Annotated in this window: 2 protein-coding genes; both read right to left on the bottom strand. The window is 60.5% G+C overall.

Annotated features, from left to right (window positions below):
• Positions 1-585 precede the first annotated feature (585 nt).
• On the bottom strand, positions 586-2,850 hold the full coding sequence (gene feoB, locus H5U08_RS11345; RefSeq protein ID WP_297033075.1) for a ferrous iron transport protein B: 2,265 nt from the start codon (positions 2,848-2,850) through the stop codon (positions 586-588).
• Positions 2,847-3,881 (bottom strand): DtxR family transcriptional regulator, encoded by a 1,035-nt coding sequence (locus H5U08_RS11340; protein ID WP_297033073.1) that lies wholly within the window; start codon positions 3,879-3,881, stop codon positions 2,847-2,849. Before H5U08_RS11340 ends, feoB begins: the two co-directional genes overlap by 4 nt.
• Positions 3,882-4,253 lie beyond the last annotated feature (372 nt).

Raw genomic sequence — 4,253 nt, 5'->3', positions numbered from 1 at the left:
GTCCTTGGGGTTGCAGACTCGTTGTGTGTCATGGCTGTAGAAAGTTCTACCGGAATTATCCTCCATCAGGTCCACAAAAAGTCAGGAAAACTCAGTTTACCTGTGGTGCGCCGCGCATGCCAGGTTGGCGCGTCTAAGGGGTGGATTACTGGTGAGTTGGGCCGGCTGGTCAAGATTGGAAGATCGATGCCGTTTCCACGGGCACGGCGAGCGGCTCCTTGAAAAAGTATTTCGGAGGGACGTGCTTGTCACTTCCAATGTTGAAGGTTGGATAGACTGTTCTGCTTTCGCGGGCAAGTCCTCCGAAGGATGTGTGGTGAGATGTGGTTGCCAGCCCACGTTCCGGCGTTGGATAGTTTCTGTCCCTCATCCGGCTCCGGCTGCTTGATTCAGTTCCTCCTTCAGCGGGAGGGCCATTCATGAATGGCCCCTGCCAGAAGGCGGTTCGTCAATCCCGTACGTGTGGACGAGGCAATTCATGGGTTGTCCCGGCAACATGGAGAGGCCCTGGCCTCTCGCGAAACCCTGCGAAAAGTGAAGAGGGGCCAGCGTCGTGAAGGCGTGACGCCACGCGGGAAATCAGCGTCAGAAGAACCGCCCCAGTGTGGCATTGACCAGAAAACAGGCTGTCAGCCCCATCAGGATCGGTAACACGACAGCGACGATCGTCCATTTGGTGCTGCCGGTTTCTTTGTAGATCGTATAGATGGTTGTCGAGCATGGGTTGTGCATGAGGCTGAAGAGCATGAGACAGAGGGCGGTGACGGGGGTCCAGCCTGCTTCCTGGAAAATGCGAGCTGTGAGGGTCAGATCTTCAGGTTCAAACAGGACACCGGCCTGGGCGTGGATACCGCCTGCTCCTGTCAGCAGGACTGTCAGCATAAGGATGGTGGGAATAACAATTTCGTTGGCCGGGATGGCCACCACATAGGCCAGCAGGATGACCCCATTCAAGCCCACGAATCGGCCGAAGGGATCGAGCCATCGGACGATATGAGCGGCGAGTGTGTCGCCACCGATCCATATGTTGGCCACAGCCCAGGTGGCCATTCCCGCTGGAAAGGCGAACACCACTGCACGCCAGAGGACGATGAGGGTGCGATCGATCAATGAGGTGTAGAGAGTTTGCAGGATTTGCGGTGGCCGGTAGGGCGGCAGTTCCAGATGGAACGTGGAGACCTCTCCCCGGAGGACGGTTCTGGTCAAAAGCCAGGACACGACGAACGTCATGATGATGCCCAGAAGGGCGACGCCCACCACGCCGGCCGCCGCGACCGCGCCGGAAAGGTAGGGAGGCACCAGGCTGCCCAGAAAGATGGTGGCCAGCAGAATCTGCGTGGGCCAGCGACCGTTACAGAGCGAAAAGTTATTGGTAAGGATGGCCACGAGCCGTTCCCGGGGACTGTCGATGATTCGGCAGGCGACGACTCCCGCAGCGTTGCAGCCGAAACCCATGGTCATGGTCAGCGCCTGTTTACCGTGGGCGCCTGCCCAGCGGAAAAAGCGGTCCAGATTGAACGCCACCCGCGGTAAATAGCCGAGGTCTTCCAACAGTGTGAAAAGGGGAAAGAAAATGGCCATCGGGGGAAGCATCACGCTCACGACCCACGCCGTAGCGAGAAGTCCTCCATCGACCAGCAGACCGGTTATCCAGGAAGGTGCGCCGGCCGCCACGAAAAGCCCGCGCACGGCTGGATAGAGGGTTTCCACCAGTAACCAATTGAGCAATGCGGAAGGATAATTTGCCCCCTGGACGGTGATCCAAATGACGACGAGGAATAGCGCCACCATGATGGGATAACCGAACAGGGGACTGGTGAGGATGCGGTCCAGCTTTTCCTCCCACCGCGCTTTTTGCGCCTCGTCATACCGGACGACGCGGTCCGCGATTTCGGCTGCCGCCGCATAAATCGTCTCCACCAGCGTTTGGTGGAAATCCATGCCGATCTGCCAGCGCAGGGAGGAGGCCGTCTCAATGATCGTCTCCCGGAGGGCCCTGGTGGAGTCCCCAGCCGGTTGTTCCGTGCCCGTTCGAGACAGCGAGGACGAGCCATCCAGCAGCGTTTCCCGCTCTCCGAGTTCCCCGAGCATTCCCGACCTGACGGCTTCGGTCACGTTAGGATCGCCGTCCAACAGCCGGAGCGCGACCCAGTTGGCGTTTGTCAGTCCGGGGAAAGCCTCCAGGAGAAGCTGGCCGAGCTGATCGACCGCCGCTTTCAAACTGGGGGCCTCGCCGCCGACGCGTCGAGGGCGGCATGTCCGCTCCCCTTGGGCCACTTGGGCAACAACCTGTACCAACTCGTCGATCCCCTGCCCGAACCGTGCCGCGGCGGGGACCACCGGCACTCCCAGTTCACGTTCCAGAGCGGGTACATCAATCGTGATTCCGTGGCGTCGGGCCTCATCCATGAGATTGAGACAGATTACCGCACGGTCGGTGATTTCCAGAACCTGGAGGGCAAGGTTCAGATTACGCTCCAGGCGGGTCGCATCCACCACGATGATGGTGACGTCCGGCCGCCCGAAAAGGAGGAAATCACGGGCCACTTCCTCATCGTAGCTGGTGGCCATCAGGGAATAGGTGCCGGGCAGATCGACCAGCTTGAAGCGTTTCCCCTGGAACGTGAAAAAGCCCTCGGCTCGGGTGACAGTCTTGCCCGGCCAGTTGCCCGTGTGCTGGTGCAGGCCGGTCAGGGCGTTGAAAACCGTGCTCTTTCCGGTATTGGGATTGCCTGCCAGCGCGACGACAAAGTCCGCCTGGCCGCGTTCCACCTGGAGGATCGCCGCGCCTGCCGCGCTTCCTGCCGGGCAGAGCTGACAGCTATCGCATTGTCGCGGTAATATCTTCATGGCGATCGGTTCTGAACAGGCTGCAAAGGTGTTGTGGAAGAACCCGCATGGATCGGCTCGATGTCGATCAATTGGGCCTGATCTCGGCGCAGGGCAATGAGCGTGTTACGGACCCGGTAGGCCGTCGGATCCCCACTGGGACTGCGAAGTTCCGCGACCACTCGCGTCCCCGGCACAAAACCCAGGTCGAGGAGCCGCCGTCGCTGCAGTCCGCGACACTGAGGCGAGATCCCTTTCACAATCCCCACTTCCCCCACCTGGAGGTCCGCGAGCGTCGCCCTGGGCTGTTCCCACGGCTTGGACTCGGTCTCGGGGGCCGCTTTGACCCAGAGATTGGCAGAAGCCTCGGGCGACAGGCGGATCGTCTGCCCCTGGTGGCGGACGGTCACCCCATCCTGCCGGATCTTTTCCACCCGCAGAGGTGTCCCCAGGTGCAGGTCATGCGCGAGCAGCTCCTGGTAAGCGGCAAGGGGCTCGTCTTCGATGTGGCAGACCTGCACCACGTCACCTGGCTTGCTCTCCGAAATGGGTGTTCCCTCCCGCCGGGCAATCTCGCCCGTTTCCGTGGGGATGGGATCCCCGTGCGGATCAAAGCGAGGGAAGCCCAGTTGGGCGGCGAGCGAGTTGGCCGTCTCCGGGGTGGTGGTGTGTTCCAGGCGATGGGCCGCCGCGTGCCATTCTTCGGGTGCCAGCCCGGTTTGCTCGGCGAGATAACGTTCCCACAACCGGTGCAGCCGGACAATCCGGAGAGCCTCCTGCCGCCCCTCCGCAGTCAGCCGCAAATATCGGTCCCCCTCTTGCTCGGGCTCCAGGTAACCTATTTCCCGTAGTCGGCCGACGAAGCCGGGCAGGCTCTTCGGCGGAATGCCAATCGCGGAGGCCAACTCCTCTGCCGTTGCTGGTTGCCCTGTTTCCTCCCTTTCATGAATGAATTTCAACGCATCTTCAAAGAGGACGCGCCGTTTCCACCGCGTTCGGATCGGCCACAGCCACTCAGAAAGCCAGGTTATTCCACGAAAGCCGTGAGCCATGTCTTTTGATCCCGCAACGATAGGTGCACGTGCGCAGCGCCCCAGGCTCGTTCTGTGAGTAAAAGCCCGGCGAGGCCCGACAAGGTTAATCGTCATCAAAACGCAGCGCCGACTCTCTCCCCAAAGTCGACTGAGCTTCCCATGACGCTGACTTCAATCCTCTTGGCCCCATCCTGTAATCATATGCGATCAGCCGTTGCCGGGCGATTTTTTCATGATTCGTTTTGCGATGGCTTACTGCCTTTCTGGCGATGGTTTTTTGGACGTGCAAACGACAGGCAGCGCCCCGCGGACCTGGGTGGGCACGGCCAGGAACTTGTCTGCGGACGTGACAAACAAAGTGCGGAACTCTTTTCCGCCGAAAACGCAGTT

The sequence above is a fragment of the Thermogutta sp. genome (assembly GCF_014359955.1).
Taxonomy (GTDB): domain Bacteria; phylum Planctomycetota; class Planctomycetia; order Pirellulales; family Thermoguttaceae; genus Thermogutta.
The sequence above is the reverse complement of the archived record's forward strand: the minus strand, read 5'-3'. Positions and strand labels throughout refer to the sequence as shown.